21 protein-coding genes and 1 tRNA gene are annotated in these 20,624 nt (G+C 67.6%); 7 read left to right on the forward strand and 15 right to left on the reverse strand.

The features are described 5' to 3' along the window. The 9 genes from AC59GX_RS11975 to AC59GX_RS12015 form a co-directional block, all read right to left on the reverse strand. The gene (locus tag AC59GX_RS11975; RefSeq protein ID WP_497301768.1) at positions 1–399 is read right to left on the reverse strand and encodes an MAPEG family protein; all 399 of its coding nucleotides are present in this window, start codon (positions 397–399) and stop codon (positions 1–3) included. 37 nt (positions 400–436) lie between these two features. Next, positions 437–658, reverse strand: coding sequence for a hypothetical protein (locus AC59GX_RS11980; protein ID WP_136191053.1), 222 nt, complete (start codon positions 656–658; stop codon positions 437–439). An 85-nt stretch (positions 659–743) separates the two neighbouring features. Next, positions 744–2,117 carry an MATE family efflux transporter gene (locus AC59GX_RS11985; protein ID WP_426281726.1) on the reverse strand — a complete coding sequence of 458 codons (1,374 nt, stop codon included), beginning with the start codon at positions 2,115–2,117 and terminating at the stop codon, positions 744–746. Positions 2,118–2,475: 358 nt separating this feature from the next. Continuing rightward, positions 2,476–3,594, reverse strand: a complete 1,119-nt coding sequence (locus AC59GX_RS11990) for an extracellular catalytic domain type 1 short-chain-length polyhydroxyalkanoate depolymerase (RefSeq protein WP_426281724.1) — start codon at positions 3,592–3,594, stop codon at positions 2,476–2,478. Positions 3,595–3,692: 98 nt separating this feature from the next. Further along, positions 3,693–4,946, reverse strand: a complete 1,254-nt coding sequence (locus AC59GX_RS11995; RefSeq protein WP_426281722.1) for an adenosylmethionine--8-amino-7-oxononanoate transaminase — start codon at positions 4,944–4,946, stop codon at positions 3,693–3,695. Then, positions 4,943–5,560 carry a dethiobiotin synthase gene (gene bioD, locus AC59GX_RS12000; protein ID WP_426281719.1) on the reverse strand — a complete coding sequence of 206 codons (618 nt, stop codon included), beginning with the start codon at positions 5,558–5,560 and terminating at the stop codon, positions 4,943–4,945. The genes AC59GX_RS11995 and bioD overlap by 4 nt, the downstream gene beginning before the upstream one ends. Continuing rightward, a complete protein-coding gene (locus AC59GX_RS12005) occupies positions 5,557–6,678 on the reverse strand; it encodes an 8-amino-7-oxononanoate synthase (RefSeq protein WP_426281717.1) in 1,122 nt (373 codons plus the stop codon). The genes bioD and AC59GX_RS12005 overlap by 4 nt, the downstream gene beginning before the upstream one ends. 56 nt (positions 6,679–6,734) lie before the next feature. Then, entirely contained in the window at positions 6,735–7,370 is a 636-nt protein-coding gene (locus tag AC59GX_RS12010; RefSeq protein ID WP_426281716.1) for a 2-dehydro-3-deoxy-6-phosphogalactonate aldolase, read from the reverse strand. Continuing rightward, complete coding sequence (locus AC59GX_RS12015) at positions 7,367–8,212, reverse strand: 2-dehydro-3-deoxygalactonokinase (RefSeq protein WP_426281715.1); 846 nt, start codon at positions 8,210–8,212, stop codon at positions 7,367–7,369. Before AC59GX_RS12015 ends, AC59GX_RS12010 begins: the two co-directional genes overlap by 4 nt. 159 nt (positions 8,213–8,371) lie before the next feature. On the opposite strand from AC59GX_RS12015, the gene AC59GX_RS12020 reads away from it, so the two are divergent. From AC59GX_RS12020 to AC59GX_RS12030, 3 genes are all read left to right on the forward strand, one after another. Then, entirely contained in the window at positions 8,372–9,097 is a 726-nt protein-coding gene (locus AC59GX_RS12020) for a FadR/GntR family transcriptional regulator (protein ID WP_426281713.1), read from the forward strand. Between the two features lie 31 nt (positions 9,098–9,128). Continuing rightward, positions 9,129–10,070 carry a Gfo/Idh/MocA family protein gene (locus AC59GX_RS12025; protein ID WP_426281711.1) on the forward strand — a complete coding sequence of 314 codons (942 nt, stop codon included), beginning with the start codon at positions 9,129–9,131 and terminating at the stop codon, positions 10,068–10,070. Between the two features lie 82 nt (positions 10,071–10,152). After that, positions 10,153–13,338, forward strand: coding sequence for a TRCF domain-containing protein (locus AC59GX_RS12030; RefSeq protein ID WP_426281709.1), 3,186 nt, complete (start codon positions 10,153–10,155; stop codon positions 13,336–13,338). A gap of 10 nt (positions 13,339–13,348) precedes the next feature. On the opposite strand, the gene AC59GX_RS12035 is transcribed toward AC59GX_RS12030, so the two are convergent. Next, on the reverse strand, positions 13,349–14,194 hold the full coding sequence (locus AC59GX_RS12035) for an N-formylglutamate amidohydrolase (protein WP_426281707.1): 846 nt from the start codon (positions 14,192–14,194) through the stop codon (positions 13,349–13,351). A 110-nt stretch (positions 14,195–14,304) separates the two neighbouring features. Between AC59GX_RS12035 and cpdR the strand changes: the two genes are divergently transcribed. After that, a complete protein-coding gene (gene cpdR, locus AC59GX_RS12040; RefSeq protein ID WP_056065257.1) occupies positions 14,305–14,682 on the forward strand; it encodes a cell cycle two-component system response regulator CpdR in 378 nt (125 codons plus the stop codon). 44 nt (positions 14,683–14,726) lie between these two features. After that, positions 14,727–14,801: transfer RNA gene (locus AC59GX_RS12045), tRNA-Val, on the forward strand. Between the two features lie 82 nt (positions 14,802–14,883). Here AC59GX_RS12045 and AC59GX_RS12050 read toward each other — a convergent pair. Both AC59GX_RS12050 and AC59GX_RS12055 read right to left on the reverse strand, forming a co-directional pair. Next, the gene (locus AC59GX_RS12050) at positions 14,884–15,966 is read right to left on the reverse strand and encodes a catalase family protein (RefSeq protein ID WP_426281705.1); all 1,083 of its coding nucleotides are present in this window, start codon (positions 15,964–15,966) and stop codon (positions 14,884–14,886) included. An 8-nt stretch (positions 15,967–15,974) separates the two neighbouring features. Further along, positions 15,975–18,014, reverse strand: a complete 2,040-nt coding sequence (locus AC59GX_RS12055) for an L-dopachrome tautomerase-related protein (RefSeq protein ID WP_497301772.1) — start codon at positions 18,012–18,014, stop codon at positions 15,975–15,977. Between the two features lie 211 nt (positions 18,015–18,225). On the opposite strand from AC59GX_RS12055, the gene AC59GX_RS12060 reads away from it, so the two are divergent. Beyond that, positions 18,226–18,702, forward strand: a complete 477-nt coding sequence (locus tag AC59GX_RS12060; protein WP_426281699.1) for a hypothetical protein — start codon at positions 18,226–18,228, stop codon at positions 18,700–18,702. A 59-nt stretch (positions 18,703–18,761) separates the two neighbouring features. Here AC59GX_RS12060 and msrB read toward each other — a convergent pair whose 3' ends face one another. Genes msrB through AC59GX_RS12075 form a run of 3 tightly spaced genes read right to left on the reverse strand, consistent with a single transcriptional unit; the run spans position 18,762 to position 20,152 of the window. Continuing rightward, a complete protein-coding gene (gene msrB / locus AC59GX_RS12065) occupies positions 18,762–19,211 on the reverse strand; it encodes a peptide-methionine (R)-S-oxide reductase MsrB (RefSeq protein WP_107961427.1) in 450 nt (149 codons plus the stop codon). 16 nt (positions 19,212–19,227) lie between these two features. After that, positions 19,228–19,989, reverse strand: coding sequence for a meso-2,3-butanediol dehydrogenase (gene budC / locus AC59GX_RS12070; protein WP_426281695.1), 762 nt, complete (start codon positions 19,987–19,989; stop codon positions 19,228–19,230). Continuing rightward, the gene (locus tag AC59GX_RS12075; RefSeq protein WP_426281692.1) at positions 19,973–20,152 is read right to left on the reverse strand and encodes a hypothetical protein; all 180 of its coding nucleotides are present in this window, start codon (positions 20,150–20,152) and stop codon (positions 19,973–19,975) included. Before AC59GX_RS12075 ends, budC begins: the two co-directional genes overlap by 17 nt. Here AC59GX_RS12075 and AC59GX_RS12080 point away from each other — a divergent pair. Further along, positions 20,151–20,615, forward strand: coding sequence for a DUF4126 domain-containing protein (locus AC59GX_RS12080; protein WP_426281689.1), 465 nt, complete (start codon positions 20,151–20,153; stop codon positions 20,613–20,615). The genes AC59GX_RS12075 and AC59GX_RS12080 overlap by 2 nt on opposite strands. Positions 20,616–20,624 lie beyond the last annotated feature (9 nt).

Below are 20,624 nucleotides of genomic sequence, written 5' to 3' on the forward strand. Positions count from 1 at the left end.
TTAGAGGAAGCGGATCAGCATCAGCAGCAGGCCGAGGATCGACACCGTCCAGCACAGGCTGCGGACATATTTGATGCCGAACAGGTAGAGCGGGATGTAGGCGATCCGCGCACCGAACCAGAGCCATGCGCCGATCGCACCGAGTCCGCCGGTGCGATCGGTCACGGCCAAGCCCAGCGCTAGCGCGATGAAGACCGGGTAGGTTTCCTGAAAATTCTTGAGCGCACGTTCGGCGCGGCCGGCCATCTCGCCGAGCGGCTTCTGTTCGCCGTCGCGCGGGCTTGCGTTCCAGTCGAGCCCGCGATCGCGCGTAGCCGTCTGCCCCTGGATCATGACGTACGCAAACAGCAGGACCGTCGACCAGCCGAGCAGCAGCAATTCCGTCGGTAAATGCGTCATGATCGATCTCCGCTAGAGCAGCGGGTCTCGAACGCTGCTAGCGTGCTTGTGTTGCAACCTTGATCTGCTGATCGGCAAGCGATTGGCGGGCATCGTGCTCGCGATGAAATGCGCGGTCGGCGTCGTCGATCGCGCCAAGCAATGCGCCGAAGCAGGGGGCATCGTCGATCGGATAGACGCGCGAAAGATCGTGCCCCAGCGCAAACACGTCGCGTTGCGTGAGAAGTCCGATCGCGACGATACGGTCTGGGTCGGACATGTTAGGCTCCCGTGATGCAATATAAGTTAACGCGCTCTACGCGTTAACGGTACCGGCCTATCGCGAAAACACGCCCAGCGGAGCGTCAACCAAGGCCGAGCCGCTCGCGCGCCTGCCACCGGGCCATCATCAGCACCGACACCACCGCCAATCCGGTCGCCAGCCCGGTCCAGATACCGACGCCGCCCCAGCCGCGGGCAAAGGCGAGCCACGCGCCGACCCCGATGCCGATCCCCCAATAACCGATCGCGGCGAAGATCATCGGCACCGTGGTATCCCCCAATCCGCGCAACATGCCTGCGCCGATCACCTGCGCGCCGTCCACCACCTGAAATATCGCAGCCACCGCGAGCAGCGAGATCGCGAGCGCGACGACCGGCGCGTTCGCAGGCGCATCGACGTCGAGGATGATCCCGATCAGCAGTTGTGGGGCGAGGATCAGCAATGCGGCGGTCAGCACCATGAAGCTCTCGCCGATCGCGAACGCCGCCCAACCTGCGCGCCCTATGCCGGCGCGGTCGCCACGCCCAGACGCCAGGCCGACGCGGATCGTCGCCGCCTGCGCGATGCCAAGCGGGACCATGAAGGTGACGCTGGCGATCTGGATCGCGATCGCATGCGCCGCCAGCGGCACGGTGCCGAGCAGCCCCATCAGGAACACCGCCGCGATGAACACGGTGGATTCGAACCCGAGCGTGATCGCGATCGGCAGGCCGAGCTTCCAGACCGCGCGGTATCGGGGCCAGTCGGCGCGCCAGAACCGGCCGAGCAGGCGATAACGGCGGAACGGCCTGGCGTAGACGATGACCGCTGCCATCGCGATGAAGCTGAGGCCGTTCGCGATGCTGCTCGCCATCCCCGAGCCGAGCAGGCCGAGCGCGGGGAGACCGGCATGACCGAAGATCAGCAGCCAGTTGAGCCCGGCGTTGACGACCAGCAACCCGACCATCACCACCAGCGACCATGCCGGTTTTTCCAGCGCAGCGACGAATGCGCGGAGCACGAGGAAGCATAGGCTGGGCAGCATCCCCCACATCACTGCGCGGACGAACCGCGCCGCTTCGTGCGCAAGCAGTGGATCCTGGTCGAGCAGGTGGACTAGGATCGGCTCTGCATTCCACAACACGATCCACGAGGGGATGCAGAGCGTGGCGGCGACCCATATCGTCTGGCGCACGGTTCGCCGGATGTCGCGTACCGCATGCGGCCGCGCACCGCGCTCGCGCGCGATCATCGGGACGGCGGCGGTGGTGAGGCCCATGCCGAAGATCAGGAAGACGAGGTAGAGGTTCAGCCCGAGCGTCGCCGCCGCGAGCGTGTCCGACCCCAGTCGCCCGAGCATCGCGACGTCGGTCGCGCCGACTAGCGCCTGGGCGAGGTTGGTCGCGACCAGCGGCCAGGCGAGTTTCAGTGTGGCGGCGAACTCGGTGCGCCAGGGGCGGGGCGGGGTGGACGTCATGCGCTGGCTTTAGCCGGGTTGGGCGGCTTGTCGATTGCTCCCGTCGATCCTCCCCCGGGAGCGGGGGCGTTCGAGACGACGGAGGGGGAGGAAACGCAACGGATGTCATCCATGCCGCCCCCTCCGTCAGGCGAGTGCCTGCCACCTCCCCCTGGCGGAAGAGGATCGATAGGCACAAATTCGGTGCGAACGGCACGAGTCGAATTGCCCAACGCTTCCCAACCACTCCGTCATCCTGACGAAAGTCAGGATCCAGGGTAACGAACGTCGTCCGGTTTGGCTCTGGGTCCTGACTTTCGTCAGGATGACGGGTGGAGTTTGGCGCACGCTGACGTCCGACCCCACGCTGGCCTCTATTCTACTGCATCAACCCGGCAGCGCGGAGGGCGTTCTCGATCGTCGCCTGGATACCGGCGGGGGCTTCGGTGCGGGGCTTTGCCGCAGGTTTCGGCGAGACGGGAATGGCGATCTTGGCGACGCGTTCGACCGAGGCCGGCTTGGCCGCAGTTTCCACCCTCGCCGCCGCTAGCAGGCCCCAGGACTTCGCGATCACCGCCGTGCTCGAAAGTCCGACATCGAGCATGAACGGTCCCGCAACCCCCAAGCGCTCACCACGCAATGGATCGATCGGCGTGCCGTGGCCCATGCCCGGGACGGTCCAGTCCTCGACGACATCGCGCCCTTCCGCGTCCGACCAGATCCGGTGGACGGCGGTGCCTACCCGCTCCGTGCGCATCGCTTTGGCGTCGACGCCGTGGACGCCGCGCCATTGCCGCGCGATCGTGTCCGCGTTCGCCACGCTCACCGTCGCGTCCGCGCCGCCGTGCCAGATCGCGAGCGTCGGCCAGCGTCCGTCGTGGCCACGAGCGCCGCTGCGGACCATGTCGACCAGCGCGGCATCGCTGGTGTCGCCATGCCCGCGCATCCGATCGAGCGCCTGCGACACGCCGGTCGCGGTACCGTAGGCGAGCCCGCCGATCACCGCGCCACCCGCAAACAGGTCCGGGCGCGTGACGAGCATCGCCATCGTCATCGCGCCGCCCGCCGACAGCCCGGTGACGTACACGCGGCTGCGATCGAGGCCGTGGCGCGCGATCATCGTCTCGGTCATCTGCGCGATCGATTCGGCCTCGCCGCCCGCCTGCGCGGTGTCCTCCGACGCGAACCAGTTGAAGCAGCGATTGGGATTGTTCGCGCGCGTCTGCTCGGGGAAGACCAGCGCGAAACCCGCGCGATCGGCGAGCTTCGACCAGCCTGACCCGTGGTCATACCCGGCCGCGGTCTGCGTGCAGCCGTGGAGCACGACGACCAGTGGCGCGTTCACTGGCAGATCGGCGGGAACGTAGCTGAAGCCCAGCAGGGCCCCCGGGTTGGTCCCGAACTCGGCCAGTGGCGTCAGGCGGCTGGGCGCGGTGTCGCGCGGCGTCGGGGCTCCGGCGCGCGCCATGCGGGCGAGGGTATCGGCGATGTTTCTCACGGTAAACGAGCCTTTCGTCGCCAGCGTACTCGGCCGCGATCTTATCTCAACGTCGCAAGTACATCATTTGTTGCTGCAGTGCAGCAAGAACGTCAGGATCAATGCCTGATCGTATCGCACGCTTCGGTGATCGCCGCGTAGATCCGGTCGAGATCGGGATCGTCGATGCAATAGGGCGGCATGACGTAGACGGTGTTGCCGAGCGGGCGGAGCAGCAGGTCGCGCTCGCCGAAGAACGCAAGCAGGCGCGGGCCGATCTGCGACAGATAGCCGTCCTCGCCGCGGAGTTCGACCGCGGTGATAGTGCCGATCTGGCGCGCGTTGGCGATGCGGGGGTGGCGGGCGAGAGCTTCCAGCCGCGAGGCCTGGCGGGCGGCGAGGTCGGCGATCCGTTCGCGCACCGGCTCGTCGCGCCAGATCGCGAGGTTCGCATTGGCGGCGGCGCAGGCGATCGGGTTGGCGGTGTAGCTTGAGGAGTGGAAGAACATCCGCGCCCGGTCGGTGCCGTAATGCGCCTGGTAGATCGCCTCGGTCGCCATCGTCACCGCGAGCGGGATCGCGCCGCCGGTCAGGCCCTTCGACAAGCAGAGGATATCGGGCACCACGCCCGCCTGTTCGCAGGCGAGCAAAGTGCCGGTGCGGCCCCAGCCGGTCATCACCTCGTCGGCGATGAACAGGACGTCGTGCGCGGAACAGATCCGCCGCATCTCGGCGAGGATATGCGCGGGATAAATGTGCATCCCACCCGCGCCGAGCAGCAGCGGCTCGACGATGAACGCGGCGGGGTGTGCGGCGCAGGCTTTCTCCAGCGCGTCGAGCGTTGCTTGCTCGCACCCGGCGGCGGGGAAGGGGATCGTGCCGACGTCGAACAGCAACGGCGCGTAGGCGCGGTTGTAGACGCCGCGCGCGCCGACCGACATCGCGCCGATCGTGTCGCCGTGATAGCCGTGTTCGAGCACCAGGATGCGGTGGCGATCCTCGCCGCGGTCGAGCCAGTAGCCGAGTGCCATCTTCAGCGCGCACTCGACGCTGGTCGAGCCTGAGTCGGAGAAAAAAACTCGCGTAAGCTCGGGCGGCATAATCGCGGTCAGGCCGCGCGCGAGGTCTTCAGCCGGCTGGTGCGTCCAGCCGGCGAAGATGATCTGGTCGAGCTTCCCCGCCTGCTCGGCGATCGCCGCCATGATCTTCGGGTTGGCGTGGCCATGTGTCGTAACCCACCAGGACGAGATCGCATCGACGATCCGGCGGCCGTCGGCGGTGTAAAGCGCGGCGCCCTCGGCATGCGTGACGAGCGGGATCGGCTCGCACAGGCCGTGCTGCGTGAAGGGGTGCCAGACGGGAGAGTCGGTCACCGGAACGCCTCCAGGTCGAAGTTCGCGGCGAACGCCTGCGCCAGCGTCGCAGCGTTGAGTGGATCGAGGCGGGGCAGGCGGCCGAGCCGACGGACCTTGCTGAGCGTGGCGATCGTCGCCTCGCTATCCTCGACCGGGTCGCCGACGAAGGCGATGCCCAGGATGGGGACAGCGCGGCTGCGCAGTGCCTCGATCGAGAGCAGGCTGTGGTTGATCGTGCCGAGCCCAGTGCGCGCGACGAGTACGATCGGCGTGTTCCACCGCGCGAACAGGTCGGCGAAGATCAGGTCGCGTGTCACGGGGACCATCACGCCGCCCGCGCCCTCGACCACCAGCGGACCATCGATTTCGGGTAGCGCAAGCCGGTCCGCATCGATGCTGACACCGTCGATCTCGGCGGCGAGATGCGGCGAGCACGGTGTCGTCAGCCGGTATGCTTCGGGTAGCACGTGGTCCGCGGGCACGCCGAGCGTCACGACCGAGGCTGCGTCGCTGCCATCTGCAAGTCCGGCCTGCACCGGCTTCCAATACCGCGCGCCGAGTGCGGCGGTGAGCGCGGCGGCGAACACGGTCTTGCCGATATCGGTGTCTGTTCCGGTAACGACGATCGTCATTGCAATGCCTCTCCCATGACGTCAGCCAGAGCCTCGATATCCGCGACCTTCGCGTTGAGCGTCAACGAAATCCGCAACCGTGATCCGCCCTCGGGCACGGTCGGCGGACGTATCCCGCGCACGTCGAACCCAGCCGCCTGGATCGCGCCCGCCACATGCATCGTCCGCGCGGCGTCCCCCAGCACCAGCGGCAGGATCTGCGACCCCGTCGCCGCGACACCGTAGGGTGCGAGCGCGCGCTCTGCCTTGGCGATCAACGTCCAGAGCCTCTCCCGGCGCGCCGGTTCGTCCGCGACGATCCGCAGTGCCTCGCCAACCGCCAGTGCCATTAGTGGCGACGGTGCGGTCGAGAAAATGAACCCGCTTCCGCGGTTGACGATAAATTCGCGCATGACCGCGGGGCCACACAAAAGAGCGCCCTCGCACCCCAGCGCCTTGCCGCAGGTCCGCAAGGTAATGACGTTTTCGCACCCGTCGAGCGCTTCGGCTAGCCCGCGACCATCGGTGCCGAACACACCCGTCGCATGTGCCTCGTCGATCAGCAGGACGGCGTCGTGGCGGTCCGCGATTTCGGATAAAGCCGCGAGCGGAGCCTGGTCGCCGTCCATGCTGTAGAGGCTCTCGACCGCGATCCACACGCGGCCAGTGCCGCCCGACGCGCGCCATGCGGCGATCGCGCCCTCGAACGCATCGGCATCGTTATGCGCGGCGGCGACGAAGGTTGCTCGAGCGAGACGCATGCCCTCGTGCGCGCTGGCGTGGATCAGCGCGTCGTGGACGATCAGGTCGCCGCGTTGTGGCAGCGTCGCGAACAGGATCGTGTTGGCGACATACCCGCTCGCGAAGAACAGCGCGGCCTCGCTCCCGAAGAACCGCGCGGCATCCGCCTCCAGTGCTTCATGCTCGGGCGCATTGCCGCGCAATAGCCGCGACCCGCCCGAACCGACCGGGACGCCGCGCTGCAACGCATCGGTCATCGCCGCGCGGAGCCGGTCCGATCCGGCGAGTCCGAGATAGTCGTTCGAAGCGAAGTCGACGCCCGTACGCGGCCGGAGCGATCGGTACCGGTCGGCAGCCGTCAGTCTGGCGAGGTCTCGTTCCTGTTCGGCGAACATCATCGCGCCGCCCTAAACCTTGCGCGCCGCGAAGACGATCCCTGCTTCGAGTCTTGGGTCTAACCAGCGTTCCACGTCTCGATGAACGTCTTCGCGCGTGCGCCGACGTCCGCTGCGGTCATGCCGGGCGCGAACAGGGCGGAGCCCAGACCGAAGCCAGCAGCGCCGGCCTTCCGCCAATCCGCCATCAGCTCCGGCACGATCCCGCCGACCGGCAACACGCGCGCATCCTTGGGAAGGATTGCGCGCATCGCCTTCAACACCGTGGGGCCGGCGGCTTCGGCGGGGAACAGCTTCAGCGCAGCGGCCCCGGCGTCGAGCGCCGCGAATGCCTCGGTGGGCGTGGCGATGCCGGGGAGCGCGACATAGCCCTTGTCCGCGGCTGCAGTGATCACGCGCACGTTGGCGTTCGGGGCGATGATCAGCGTGCCGCCCGCCGCGCCGACCGCCTCGACGTCTTCGAAGCGCAACACCGTGCCTGCGCCAACGACCGCGCGGCCCTCGAACCGGCGCGCCAGTCGGGCGATGCTGTCGAGCGGATCGGGCGAGTTCATCGGCACTTCGAGGATCGTGAAGCCCGCCTCGACCAAAGCCTCGCCGATCGCCTCGACCTCGTCGGGCTTTACGCCGCGGAGGATCGCGATCAGCGGGCATTTCGCGAAGGCGTCGTCAAAGGCTTGGCGATGTGTGGTCATGCTGCAAGGTCCTGAATACGGGTGATGCCGGCCACGAACGCGGCCTGACTGTCTATATGGTGCGACGCGCCGCCGAGAGCATCGATCGCGCTGGCATACAGCGCGCCGAGGGCGGGATCGGCGAGAATGTGGACGGTCGCGCCGGGTTCGATCCGCGCGGCGGTATCCGCGCCGATCAGCAGGCCGCTGGCGAACGAGGCGGCGTGGGCGTCGTCGGCGATCCCGAGTACGCCGCGCGCGCGAATCGCGAACAGGCTGGCGGCGAGATCGCGTTTGGCCCCTTCCGCAACGCCTTCGAGGAACGCCGCGCCCGGCTCGACCGGATGGCCGAGTTGTCGCGACAGGACACCGTGCGCGCGGAGCAGGGCGAACAGCTCGCCGGTCATCGCCGTGGTGAACCGCGTGATCCGCCCCTTGTCCAAGGTCGCCCATTTGCAATGCGTGCCCGGCTGGCACACCAGCCCGGCGGCGACCGCGCCGAGCAATTGCACTTCCTCGCCGCGCATCACGTCGGCGTGCACCCCATCGCGGTACGACAGTCCGGGGACGATCGCGGTCCGATCGTCGACCCGGTCGAGCGCGGCGGCGACTTCTGCAAGTCCTGCGGGGGCGGCGACATAGGGCACGCTACGCCAGCCGATGTTCGATCCGACCATCCCCGCCAGCAGCATCGGCAGGTCGCCCAGCCGTTCGCGGATACCCGCAACCTCGGCGCCGTACTCGTCGGTCGCCACGGTCGCGGCGCCGCGGTCGTCGCGCTCGGTCGCAACGACGGTACCGTCCTCGATCCGGAACGCGCGCCGATTGGTGGTGCCCCAGTCGACTGCAATGAAAGGCTGCATAACTCTACCTCGACGTCGTCGCGAGCTTGACGGTTTCGCCTGTATCCGCCCGCATCGTCGCCAATTGTAGGATGATTGCCGCAAGCCTTCCACCGGATATCGTTGCGGCACGTTGCAAGACGCGTGACACCAGGAGCGCGTTGCGCCAAAACCCGGCCGATGGCGACCGATACGACAGACACCGACGTTCTTCCGGCCACCGCGATCTTGGGCCGTAATCTGACGCATGGGATGCTCGACACGCTCGGGCGGGCGATCGTCACCGGACGCTACGAAAACCGTCCGTTCCCGACCGAAGCGGAGATCGCCAAGACGCACGGCGTGAGCCGATCGGTGACGCGCGAGGCGGTCAAGATGCTGACTGCGAAGGGCCTGGTCAGCGCACGGCCGCGGCAGGGGACCGTTGTACAGCCGGCGAGCTCGTGGAATCTGTTCGATACTGACGTGCTACGCTGGACGCTGGAGCGTAAGTTCTCGGTCGAGTTGCTGCGGCACTTCAACCAGTTGCGCGTCGCGATCGAGCCGGAGGCCGCGGCATTGGCGGCGCGGTTCGGCGACGCCGCGGATGAGGCGGCGATCCGCAACGGACTGGCGCAGATGGAAGCGGGCGAGGCGGGGACGGCCGATCCGCTCGAGGCCGACATCGCGTTTCACATGGCGATCCTCCGGGCGTCGAAGAACCCGTTCTACGCGCAGTTCCAGTCGGTTGTCTCGACCGCGCTGCGGACGTCGATCCGCTTCACCAACCGGATCAAGGGCCGTTCCGCCAATATCCCCGATCACGCCGCGGTTGCGGACGCGATCATCGCACGTGACCCCGCTGCGGCGCGGATCGCGATGACGCGGATCATCGGCGACGTGCTGACGCTGATCGGCGACGAGTAAGCACCGTTATACTGTAACTGAGAGGGTTTTAATGGCGACCGAGGCAAAGTCCGCAAAGCCGATCCGGCTGGCGATCATCGGCGTTGGCAAGATCGCGCGCGACCAGCATCTGCCGGCGATCGCGAACGATCCGCGCTTCGAACTGGTCGCGGCGGTCAGCCGGAATGCGGTGGTCGACGGCGTCGATAATTATCACGACATCGCCGAGCTTCTCGCGGCCGGGCATGACCTCGATGCCGTTTCGATCTGCACGCCGCCGGTCGGACGGTCCGCGATCGCGATGGCGGCGCTCGATGCCGGGCTGGACGTGATGATGGAGAAGCCGCCTGCCGCGACGCTTTCCGAGGTCGCGCGGATCGAGGCACATGCGGTTGCCGCGGGCCGCTCGCTGTTCGCAACCTGGCATTCGCGCGAAGCGGCCGGCGTGGCGCCGGCGCGGGCGTGGCTCGCCGATCGCACGGTCGAGCGCGTCACGATCGCATGGCGCGAGGATATCCGGCGCTGGCACCCCGGCCAGGACTGGATCCTGGAAGCGGGCGGGTTCGGCGTGTTCGATCCGGGCATCAACGCGCTGTCGATCGTGACCGAGATCCTCCCCGGCGACTGGGTCGTGCATCGTGCGGACCTGCAGGTGCCGGAAGGCCGCATGTCGCCGCTGGCTGCCGATATCGATCTCACCTGCGGCGACATCCCCGTGACGGCGGCGTTCGACTTCCTGCACGAAGGCCCGCAGCAGTGGGACATCGTCGTCGAGACCGACGGCGGTACGCTAAAGCTGAGCATGGGCGGCGCGATCCTGGAGATCGACGGCACGGTCACCGAGGCGACGGACGCCGAATATCCCGGGCTCTATGCCAAGTTCGCGGCGCTCGTCGGTTCGCACTCCCGTGACGTGGACGTAACACCGCTGCGGCTTGTGGCGGACGCGTTCCTGGTCGGACAGCGCACGATCGTTCCTGCCTTCGAATGGTGATCGAATACCCTGATCGAGGATAGTATCGCCGGAACGCACGCTGCCGACATCACGTTCATCCTCGAAAGAAGGATGCGTATCGGTGCTTCAGGTCAGTCAAGACGTCGAGAATGCGGATATCGCGCCAGCGATAGCGGCGAAGCCTAGCGCGGCGGTGGCGCCGCTGGCGGCGGCGATCGTCGAGCGCTTGTCTGACGGGAACCTCGTCTACGTCGCGGCGGACGATCAGCGTGCGACGGAGATCGCGACCATTGCGGCGGCGCTCGCGCCCGATGCTTTGGTCGTCCACGTGCCGTCGAGCGATGCGCTGCCGGGCGATGACGCGCCGGCATCGCCTGCCAATGTCGGACGTCGCGTTGCGGCGTTGCGGCGGCTGCGCGCGGGATTTGAGAGTAAGGCGGCACCGATCCTGGTGGTGACGACTGCCGAGGCGACTGCGGTACGCTATCCGCCGCCACCGATGTTCGACGTGGCGCCACCGCGGCTGCAGGTCGGCGATCCGATCGACATCGAGGCGTTTGCCGCGATCGCCGAGGAGGTCGGCTACCTGACGGACGATCGGATCGACGAACCCGGCGAGATCGCGGTACGCGGTGGCGTGATCGACGTGTTCCCCGCCGATCGCGAAACCCCGGTCCGCATCGAGTTTGCCGATGGCCGCATTACCGGCCTGCGCGACTATGATCCGGTGTCGCAACTCGGCTTGGGCGACGTCGACGTCGTCGAGATCGGCCGCGCGACCGAGCCTGTGGTCGAGAAGGGCGTGTCGATACTCGCGCACCTACCGGATGCAGCGATCGCGTTCGACCGGGATGCGGAAAAGCGGCGCGATCGGTTTCTTGCCATCGCCGCGGATGGCCTACCCCGACGTCGTGCCTCCGCCGACCTGGTCCTCGACAAGGTCTGGGCAACCGAGATCGGGAAACGTGAAACGGCCGCGTTCGACGTCGGCGACGAAATGCCCCCGCGGTTCATCGAGCGGCGCGATCCGGCGCGCGCGTTTGCCCGGTTTGCCAAAGACGCGCTTGCGGATGGGCGTCTGCTCGTCGTGGGATCGCCGCGCGACCTGCGGTTCCTCCAGCCCAGGCTCGAGCGAGCGGCGAAGATCAGCTTCACGTCGGTCGATCGCTGGACGGACGTCGTTTCGGCGAAGCCCGGCACGGCGATGTTGCTGGTCGCCCCGGTCGATCGCGGGTTCGTCGCGAGTGAGACCGCGGTCGTTGCTGGCGCGGACCTGCTCGGTGGGCGGGCGCGTGGGGACGAGATCGCAGGCGGCAGCGCGGGCATGTTGCCGGGATTGACGAGCGAGCTGCGATGCGGCGACGTGATCGTGCACGAGGAGTTCGGGATCGGCGTCGTCCGCGGGCTCGAGATGCTGCCGGGGACCGACGGCGACGCGATCGTCCTGGAATATGCCAAGGAAGGCCGCCGCCTGGTGCCGGTGCGCGAGGCCGACCGGATCTGGCGGTATGGCGCGGAGATCGACGCGGTCACGCTCGATTCGCTCGACGGCGCGTCGTGGCAGAAGCGGCGAGGCGCTATCGATGCCGCGATTGCCGAAAGCGCGCGAGACCTCGCAGCGATCGCTGCGGAACGCGACGCACGGACGACCGATCCGATCGAGCCCGACCGTGCCCGGTACGAGAAATTCGCCGCCGGCTTCGCCTTCACCGAGACGCCGGATCAGGCAAAGGCGATCGCGACAACGCTGGCGGACCTGGCGAGCGGCAAGCCGATGGACCGGCTGATCATCGGCGACGTAGGCTACGGCAAGACCGAGGTCGCGTTGCGTGCCGCTGCTGCCGTCGCACTGGCCGGGCGCCAGGTGGCGATCGCCGCGCCGACCACGGTGCTGGTCCGTCAGCATATCGAGACGTTCTCGAAGCGGTTCGAAGGGACCGGCGTGGCCGTCGCCGGCCTGTCGCGGCTGTCGAGCACTGCGGAGAAGGCACGGGTTCGGGCGGGGCTTGCGGACGGATCGATCGGCGTCGTGATCGGCACGGGGGCGATTGCCGGCAAGGGCGTCGCGTACAAGGATCTCGCGCTCGTCGTGATCGATGAAGAGCAAAGGTTCGGCGCGGCCGACAAGGCCAAGATGCATGCGCTGGGGGCGGGGCATGTCCTGACGCTTAGCGCGACGCCGATCCCGCGCACGCTGCAATCCGCGATGATCGGGTTGCAGGGCTTGTCGGTCATCGCCACCCCGCCGGCACGTCGCCAGCCGATCCGCACGTCGGTCGCGCAGTTCGACGACGCGACGGTGCGCGCGGCGCTGCGTCGCGAGCGGGCGCGAGGCGGACAGAGCTTCGTCGTCGTGCCGCGGATCGACGACATGGCGCCGCTTGCCGCCAAGCTGGCCAAGCTCGTGCCCGAACTCGGGCTGGTGCAGGCGCATGGGAAGATGCCGGCGGGCGAGATCGACGAGGCGATGGTGGCGTTTGCGGCGGGCGACGGCGACGTGCTGCTCGCGACCAACATCATCGAGGCCGGGCTCGACGTGCCGCGCGCGAACACGATGATCGTGCATCACGCGGACCGGTTCGGGTTGTCGCAGCTGCATCAGCTTCGCGGCCGCGTCGGTCGCAGCGGACGGCGGGGGCAGGTGATGCTGCTGACCGATGGCGAGGCGACGATCGCCGAGGCGACGCTCAAGCGGTTGCGCACGCTACAAGCGTTCGACCGCCTGGGCGCGGGCTTTGCGATCAGCGCGCGCGATCTCGACCTGCGGGGCGCGGGCGATCTGGTCGGCGAGGCGCAGGCTGGTCACATGAAGCTGATCGGGATCGACCTGTACCAGCATCTGTTCGGTCGCGCGTTGCGGCTGGCACGGATCGACCGCGAGGGCGGGGCGCCAATCGACGACTGGATTCCCGAACTTCATCTCGAACTGGGCGGCAGCCTTCCCGAAGCGTGGATCCCCGAGATGGAGGTGCGGATGTCGCTCTACGGTCGCCTTGCGCGGCTGGAGGACGTCTCGGCGCTCGATCTGTTCGAGGCCGAGCTCGACGATCGGTTCGGCAAGGCGCCAGAGGCGGCACTGCGACTGTTGCAGGTGGCGCGTATCCGGATGATGGCGCGCGAGGCGGGCGTACGACAGATCGACGCCGGTCCCGCGGCGATCGCGTTCACGCCGCACGACCGGACTGCGGCGAAACCGCTCGACGACCTGGTCGAGAAGAACGGGCGGTGGATCGCCGCCGAGGGCATTGCCGACCCGATCACGCGGGCAGGGCGGATCGAGGAACTGCTGGACGCGTTGATCGGCTAGGCGTGTTCGGTCATTCGGCGGCCGCGGCGAGCGGGACGGGCAAGGCCTCGTCTGTGAGCGCCGCCAGAATCGCGCGTACCAGGTCCACCACGCGCGCGAAGCCGGCGCCGGGCGCGTGGAGTTTGCGATCGAGATACAGGGTGCGATCCAGTTCGAACTGAACCGCGTGAACGTTTGCGGCCGGGCACGCATGGCGTTCGAGGATATGGCCGCCCGCATAGGGCGCGTTGATCGCGGTCGAGAACCCGCGCGCGACACACTCCGCCTCGATCCGCGCGACGAAGCGCGGCTCGGCGGAATGGCCGAACCGGTCGCCGATCACGATTCGCGATCCACTCGGTCCGAGCGGCGGCATCGAATGCACGTCGAGCAACACCGCCACGCCGAATCGGTCGTGCGCCGCCTTCAGCGCCGCCGTGAGCGCCGCATGGTAAGGACGGTGATCGTTGGCGATCCTCGCGGTGACGTCGGCATCGGTGAACCGCCGCGCCCAGAGATCGCCCGCCCCCGATGCGCGGCGTGGGACGAGCCCGAGCCCGCTGCGCAGCTTGGCGGATTGCTGGGCGAGCGGCAGCGACTGCGCACCCTCGTCGAGCAGCGGATCGCGCTCGTCCTCGCGCCGGTTGAGATCGATCCAGGCGCGCGCGCGGGTCTGGACGATCGTCGTCTGGTCGGTCCGTGCGGCACGCGCCACCGCATCGACTAGCCGGTCCTCGAGCGGCAGCAGCCCGGCAAGCGGCACGCGCAACGCCGTCTTGAGCGCAAGCGGATAGTCCCGGCCTGCGTGCGGGACGGACACGACCACCGGGCTCACGGGCGGCATTGCGCCCAGGCGCTCGAAGGGAGAAGACTGCATCGCACCACGCTAGGGCCAGCACCGGGCATGGGCAATCGACCTGGATATGTTAACCATTTTCAGGGTAGGGCGGCCGCGGAATGTGCGTGTGAAAACGGGACTTTAGATCGATGTTACGAATTCTGCTGGCCGAGGACGATCAGGTCATGCGCGAGTATCTGACTCGGGCGCTCGAACGCTCGGGCTATGCCGTGACCGCGGTCGACCGCGGGACGGCGGCGATTCCCTTGCTCGAAACCGAGACGTTCGATCTGCTGCTGACCGATATCGTCATGCCCGAGATGGACGGCATCGAACTGGCGCAGAAGGCGGGCGAGATGTGCGCGGACCTGCGCGTGATGTTCATCACCGGCTTTGCGGCGGTCACGTTGAAGGCCGGGCGGGCGATGCCGCAGGCCCGCGTGCTGTCCAAGCCGTTCCACCTGCGCGACCTGGTCGCCGAGGTCGACCGGCTGTTCGAGATGGATAATGTGACGGGCATGCATTGAGAGCTTGCACGGCGCGAAGAGCGCGGCTAGTGGAGCCCTCCGGCGGGCGTGTAGCTCAGTGGTAGAGCACTGTGTTGACATCGCAGGGGTCGCAAGTTCAATCCTTGCCACGCCCACCATTGAAAACCCCGCTAGTCCCATGGACTAGCGGGGTTTTTATTTGCCCGGAGCGCAAGCGGGGTCCCCGAAGGGACCCTCGCCTCAGGCGGGTATCTGGTCGATTTTCGCGGTGTTTTCGGCCTTGATGCCGTTCTCGCCGTGCCGCAGCTTCGACAGCGCCTGATAGACCTGTAGGCGCGCGCGCATCACCGAACCCAGCGGACGATGCGCCGCGAGTGCGTGCGCGGGGCGGAACGTCATCACATCGTCGAAATACCGGACGCGGGCGGCGCTATAGGCTTCCTGCCGGGGGATGCGGATCGTTCCGACCGTCAGGTAGCGGCTGTCCTCCTCGGGCCAGTCGACCGACGTATCCTCGATCGGCTGCGTCTCGGCGTTCGCCCATAGCTGTACGCGCAGTTCGAAGACCGCGTCGTGTTCGCCGAAATAGCGGACGGCGGCGTGGCGGAAACCGTCCTCATCCTGCTTGGGGTCGAGTTCCCAGTCCTTCAGCGCGGCCTGTTCGGGCGAGGCGGGGAAGGCACCGAGCTTGGCGACGTAATCGCCGTAACGGATCGGGCATTGGCTGAAATACGGTTCGGCGAGCGGATGGCTGAACGGGTGGCCGAAAAAGTCCGCCTTGGGGCTCTCGGTGCCGACTGCGTGCAGTGCCTTGTTCACGTTGCGCGCGAGGCTCGACACCGCGCTCTTGAAGCCCTCCGGCAAGGGTACGGCCGCACCGATCTTCTTGGCGTCGCTCAGGAAGCCCTGCGCGGTGCCGGACGGAAACGTCGTGCCTGTCGCGAACACGAAATCCTGCGTGTCGGCATCATGGCCCGACAGCTTTTCGCCGGGTACGTCGAAGATCTTGATCGCCATGCCGCGGTGCGTCGAGACGCGGTCGCCGAGCGTCTCGCCCGGCCCTTGCGCGAAGCGGATCGCGACGGGGTGCGTGCCGGGCGTCGCGAACACGCCCTGTGCAAGTTCGGGCGGCAGGCCGGGCGCGATCGTCAGTTCGCCGATCACGCACGCCGAACTCTTCGCGTGGCTCGCGCGGACCGCATGGCCCTCGCGCTTCTCGACGGTTTGCGTCTGCTGTGACATGCCCTGGATGATGCCGTCGATCGATTCCTGCTCGTTGGGCTGGATCGTCTCGATGTCGTCGCTGTAGCGGAGATAGGTCATGTCGGCCCTCACTTTGCGGGTACGAACGAGAACAGCTCGGTCTTGAGCGACGCGGGCGCACCGGGCTTGAACCAGTTGGTATCCTGGATGTGGCTGGCGGTGACGTAGATGCGGCCATCCGGACCTTCCGAGAGGGTATCGGGCCAGCGCAGGCGGGCGTCGGTCAGTACCGGCTCGACATGATCGCCGACCAGCCGGGTGATGCCGTTGTTGACCGGCGACGTCAGGTAGAGCGTGCCCGCCTTGCTCATCCACAGGCCGTCGGCGACGTGCGTCTGCGCGACCGTCTTCACGCCTGCCGCACGCGTTGCCTCGCTAACGCCGTCGCGCAGCAGCGCGGTGTCGATCGAGTAGAGCGTCTTGCCGGTGAGCGCCTGGTAATAGAGCGTCTTGCCGTCGTTGGAGATCGCGATGCCGTCCGCGGCGAAGGCGGGCTGGCGACCGTCGGGGCGGACGAGCGGCTTGCCGTCGGTCATCACCTTCACGGTCTTGTCGATCTGCGTCGAGCCATGGCCGTCGAGCGCGCGGAAACCCTTCCCGGTTTCGAGATCGATGACGATGATCGCGCCACGCGTCCCGGAATCGGTGATGTAGCCGGTCTTGCCGTCGGGCGAGAAGCGGATGTCATTGAGGTAGGTGCCCTGAAGCGCGACATCGAGCGGCACCTTGATGACCTTTGTCACGCGATTGGTGGCGAGGTCGACCTTCACCAGCTTGGGTGCGCCTTCGAGGATCTTCTCGTTACCGGGCGCGCCGGGATCGAGCACCCAGAGGTTGCCGTGGCCGTCGGGGACGATCGACTGCACGCAGACGAAATAATCGCCGACCGGCATTTCCGCCGACTTCGCGTTGCGCCAGCTATTCCACTTGGCGTCCGGATAGGCCTTGAGCGAACCGTCCTTCATGACTTCTGCGACCGAGATCGGCGCGTCGTCGGTCCAGCGCGGGAAGTTGACGAAGCGGCGGCCGTCGGCGGTGACGGCGACGCCGGTCGCCTGGTGATCGAACTGCGCGACCTGGGTGAGCGGGCGACCGCCGGTCTGCGATGCGGTCTGCGCGCTGGCGACGCCGATCGCGGCGGCGGCGACGACGGCGATCGCGGCAGCGCCGGCGAGGAAGGGCTTGGTCTTGGACATGATAAGGCTCCGGTCGGTGGTGTCGGACAGGTCGGCGGGGTTGCCGGTGAAAAGCTGGATGAGATGGCGCGCGACCGCGTCGGGGGCTTCGCGCTGGATGAAATGGCCGACGCCGTTGAGCGTCACGAAAGCGAACGGGCCGGTGAACTTGGCCGGTACCGCGGTGCTCGCCGACGGCGGATTCACGCCGTCGACCGCGCCCTGGAAATACATCGTCGGCAAGGAGAGCGTCCTGGTCGCCTTCACCTTGTCCTCGAGCCACTGGCTGCGCGGATCGGGCTCGGCCTCGTTCCAGCGCGCGCGGTAGCTGTGCAGCGTGACGTCGGCCCAGTCGGGGTTCTCGAACGAGCGTGCGACGCGGGCGAAGGTCGCTTCGTCGAACCAGCCGGGGGGCGACCAGTTGACCCAGTGGATGTGCGCGAAGCCCTTGCGGTCGTCGCGAACGGCCTGCGCACCGCGCGCGGTGGCCATGAACCAGTGATACCATTGGCGCTGTGCCTGCTCGAACGGCGGGGTCGGCATGCCGCCGAGCCGGGGCGGGGTGGCGAGCATCGCCATCCGCTCGACACGGCCTGGCCAGCCAACCGCGAGCGCCTCCGCGGTGTTCGAGCCCCAGTCGTGCCCGGCGACCATGAACGTCTCGATCCCTAGCCCGTCCATCAGCGCGATCATGTCCATCGCCAGGATCGCGCTGTTGCCGGTGCGCGGTGCATCACGCACGAACCGGGTTTCGCCGAAGCCGCGCAAGGTTGGCACGATGGTCCGCAACCCGGCTGCGTTGAGCGCGGGGACGACCTCGTCCCAGGTCGATGCGTCGTCGGGCCAGCCGTGGATCAGCAGGACCGGCTGGCCGTCGCGCGGCCCGGTATCGGCGTAGGCGAGTTCGAGATCGTCGGTGGTCTGGATCGGCATGATGGTCCTCGTCGGATCGGGGCGTCGGACTCGTTGTGGAAGCTCATGGTGGAGCGGGCCGACGCGAAAGGGTCCTGGTATCGAAACAGTCTCGGGAGGCTGCTGTTCCGGCGGCTAAGCCAATGATCCGCAAAGATGATCGGGCGGCGCGACGTGGTGGGCCGAATTGCGATCCGCGCGTTGTGGATCGCAGAACTTCAGGAGCACGACGATGGATTTAAGTAGGGCGGATTCACGACGGATGGCCGGTGCGGTCGCAGGTGGCGTGGTGGCCGGGCTGGGCATTACCGCGCTGCTGATGGCGGGCGAGCGCAAGAGCGGCGAACCGTCCGAGATCGTCACGCTCGAACGCAAGACCGCTGAGAAGCTGGGCATCGACACGCCTGCCGCGGATGCCCTGCCGTCGTCGCGCGAGCAAGCGGTCACGCAGGGCGGTCACCTGTTGCTGTCTGCGGCGGCGGGTGCGGTCTACGCCGCGACCGTCGACGAGGAAGCGTCGGTCATCGGCTCGGGCCTGATGTTCGGTGCGGCATTCTATGCGGCGATGCACTGGATTACGGGGCCGTTGCTTGGCGTGAAGCCGCCGGAGTGGCAGGCCGGTGCGAAGACGATCGGCATGCACAGCGTGAACCATGCGGCGTTCGGGCTGGTCACGGCGCTGGGCGCGAAGCTCGCGACCCGGCGCTGAACGGAAGTCTCTTTAGGGCGTGACGGTGTGCCCGTGCGGCACACCATCATGCGCTATCGTCAGCCTGCCGCGTCGACCTGCGGCAGGTAGGCGGCATACCCGTTGGCTTCCATCTCGGCGCGCGGGACGAACCGCAGCGACGCCGAGTTGATGCAGTAGCGCAGGCCGCCCTTGTCCTGCGGGCCATCCTCGAACACGTGGCCGAGATGGCTGTCGGCGCCTGCCGAACGGATCTCGGTGCGGACCATGCCGTGGCTGCGATCGTGGAGTTCGGCGACGTGCTCGGGCGTGATCGGCTTGGTGAAGCTCGGCCAGCCGCAATGCGAATCGAACTTGTCCGCGGACGCGAACAGCGGCTCGCCCGAGACGATGTCGACGTAGAGACCGGGCTCGCGCGTGTTGAGATACTCGCCGGTGCCGGGCCGCTCGGTGCCGCTCTGCTGCGTGACGTGGAACTGCTCGGGTGTGAGCTTGGCGATCGCCTCGTCGGTCTTCTTGTAGTCGGTCATGGTGATCCTCTCGCGCTCAGGAGAGCGCCGGTTGGCCGTTCGAGGCGGACAGGCCGCCGTCGACCGGCAGGTTGACCCCGGTTATATAGTGCGCGTCGGCGCTAGCCAAAAACGCGATGGCGCCGACGATGTCTTCGGGCTGTGCGCCGCGTGCCATCGGGATGCGTTCCTCGAACTTCGCGATAAGGTCGGGCTGGTCCTTCATGCCCGCGGTCAGCGCGGTGTAGGTCAGCGACGGGTTGACCGCGTTGACACGGACGCCGTGCTTCGCCTCGTCCATCGCGAGCGCGCGGGTGAAGTTGGTCACCGCGCCCTTGGCGGCGCAGTAGAAGCTGTGGTTCCAGTCGCCGCCGAGGCCCGATACGGACGAAACGTTGACGATGCAGCCCTTGTTTGCGCGCAACGTGGCGATCGCGGCGCGGCTCATGTGGACGACGCCGTAGAGGTCGGTTTCGATGACCTTGGTGAATTCGGAGAGGTCGCCCTCGTCGAGCTTGCCGAGATGGTCCACGCCGGCGTCGTTGACGAGCACGTCGATTCGGCCGAACTTGTCGATCGCATGCGCCACCAGCGCCTCGCAGGCGGCCATGTCAGAGACGTCGGTTTCGAGCGTTTCGACGGTCGTGCCGTCGAGGCTGGCGGCGACCTTCGCGAGGCCGTCCGCGTCCTTGTCGCCGAGTACGAGCGTCGCGCCCTCCGCGGCGAAACGACGCGCGGCGCCTTCGCCGATGCCGGAGGCGGCGCCGGTGATCACTACGATCTTACCATCGAATCTCATCGATCTGTGTCCTGAAGCTTTGGGAGATAACGCGATGAACGACCGACGCGCGTACCGGTTTCCTTGCTGAATCAAGGAGATCGCCGGTCAGTCCCAACGGCGGACCCTGGCCGGTCTCGCGTGCGTTGATGCGCTCGAACCTGCTTTTACCGGAGATCATCATGCTCGCATCCTTCCTGATGGGCCTCGTCGGTGGCCAGCGCGCGATGACGCCGCTCGCCGCGGTCGCCATCGCTGCCGCTCGTGACGAATTGCCCGCCGACAATGGTGCGCCGAAGCTGCTGTCGCATCCCGTCGTCGCGGCGGGTGCGCTGGCGCTCGCGATCGGCGAGATGGCGGGGGACAAGCAGAAGACCGCGCCCGACCGGATCGTCGCGATCGGCCTGGCCGCGCGGTTCGTCACGTCGGCTATCGCGGGCGCGTCGCTCGTCCCGCGGCGGCAGCGGTGGATCGGTGCAGCGGTCGGCGGACTGACGGCGGTGGCCGCGTCCTATCCGGGCTGGCGTGCGCGGATGGCGGCGATGTCGCAGTACGGCCAGACGCCGACGGGTTTCGTCGAGGATGCGGTGGTTCTTGGCGGCGCGGCGGCGATTGCGCGCAACGCGGCGAAGCTTGGCGCGGCCTGACGCCGGACG

The sequence above is a fragment of the Sphingomonas sp. 320_CC genome (assembly GCF_059691795.1).

Excerpts from the sequence above, each read along its gene's own strand:
- AC59GX_RS11975 (WP_497301768.1), bottom strand. The coding sequence starts at position 399 with ATGACGCATTTACCGACGGAATTGCTGCTGCTCGGCTGGTCGACGGTC.
- AC59GX_RS11980 (WP_136191053.1), bottom strand. The coding sequence starts at position 658 with ATGTCCGACCCAGACCGTATCGTCGCGATCGGACTTCTCACGCAACGC.
- AC59GX_RS11985 (WP_426281726.1), bottom strand. The coding sequence starts at position 2,117 with ATGACGTCCACCCCGCCCCGCCCCTGGCGCACCGAGTTCGCCGCCACA.
- bioD (WP_426281719.1), bottom strand. The coding sequence starts at position 5,560 with ATGACGATCGTCGTTACCGGAACAGACACCGATATCGGCAAGACCGTG.
- AC59GX_RS12005 (WP_426281717.1), bottom strand. The coding sequence starts at position 6,678 with ATGATGTTCGCCGAACAGGAACGAGACCTCGCCAGACTGACGGCTGCC.
- AC59GX_RS12010 (WP_426281716.1), bottom strand. The coding sequence starts at position 7,370 with ATGACCACACATCGCCAAGCCTTTGACGACGCCTTCGCGAAATGCCCG.
- AC59GX_RS12015 (WP_426281715.1), bottom strand. The coding sequence starts at position 8,212 with ATGCAGCCTTTCATTGCAGTCGACTGGGGCACCACCAATCGGCGCGCG.
- AC59GX_RS12020 (WP_426281713.1), top strand. The coding sequence starts at position 8,372 with ATGGCGACCGATACGACAGACACCGACGTTCTTCCGGCCACCGCGATC.
- AC59GX_RS12025 (WP_426281711.1), top strand. The coding sequence starts at position 9,129 with ATGGCGACCGAGGCAAAGTCCGCAAAGCCGATCCGGCTGGCGATCATC.
- AC59GX_RS12035 (WP_426281707.1), bottom strand. The coding sequence starts at position 14,194 with ATGCAGTCTTCTCCCTTCGAGCGCCTGGGCGCAATGCCGCCCGTGAGC.
- cpdR (WP_056065257.1), top strand. The coding sequence starts at position 14,305 with ATGTTACGAATTCTGCTGGCCGAGGACGATCAGGTCATGCGCGAGTAT.
- AC59GX_RS12050 (WP_426281705.1), bottom strand. The coding sequence starts at position 15,966 with ATGACCTATCTCCGCTACAGCGACGACATCGAGACGATCCAGCCCAAC.
- AC59GX_RS12055 (WP_497301772.1), bottom strand. The coding sequence starts at position 18,014 with ATGCCGATCCAGACCACCGACGATCTCGAACTCGCCTACGCCGATACC.
- AC59GX_RS12060 (WP_426281699.1), top strand. The coding sequence starts at position 18,226 with ATGGATTTAAGTAGGGCGGATTCACGACGGATGGCCGGTGCGGTCGCA.
- msrB (WP_107961427.1), bottom strand. The coding sequence starts at position 19,211 with ATGACCGACTACAAGAAGACCGACGAGGCGATCGCCAAGCTCACACCC.
- budC (WP_426281695.1), bottom strand. The coding sequence starts at position 19,989 with ATGAGATTCGATGGTAAGATCGTAGTGATCACCGGCGCCGCCTCCGGC.
- AC59GX_RS12080 (WP_426281689.1), top strand. The coding sequence starts at position 20,151 with ATGCTCGCATCCTTCCTGATGGGCCTCGTCGGTGGCCAGCGCGCGATG.
- AC59GX_RS12075 (WP_426281692.1), bottom strand. The coding sequence starts at position 20,152 with ATGATGATCTCCGGTAAAAGCAGGTTCGAGCGCATCAACGCACGCGAG.